The sequence below is a fragment of the Vibrio sp. SG41-7 genome, assembly GCF_014164465.1.
Lineage (GTDB): Bacteria > Pseudomonadota > Gammaproteobacteria > Enterobacterales > Vibrionaceae > Vibrio > Vibrio splendidus.
In genome coordinates, this window is sequence record NZ_JACJFF010000471.1 from 1 (window position 1) to 224 (window position 224).

Below are 224 nucleotides of genomic sequence, written 5' to 3' on the forward strand. Positions count from 1 at the left end.
TCAGTCAGCTTTCCAAATTGTTAAAGAGCATAAAGCAAAAAGCTTTAATCAATAACTTACGTTATTAATTAAAGCTCTGGCTTTAACTAAATCTAAACCATCAATCTGTGTGGACACTCATCGTGACTATCTTCGTATAAGGAGGTGATCCAGCCCCAGGTTCCCCTAGGGCTACCTTGTTACGACTTCACCCCAGTCATGAACCACAAAGTGGTGAGCGTCCT

General features: G+C 41.5%; 1 rRNA gene. It reads right to left on the minus strand.

What is annotated here, in order from left to right:
- Positions 1–137: 137 nt before the first annotated feature.
- Positions 138–224: ribosomal RNA gene (locus H5300_RS27625) — 16S ribosomal RNA — on the minus strand; the annotation flags it as partial.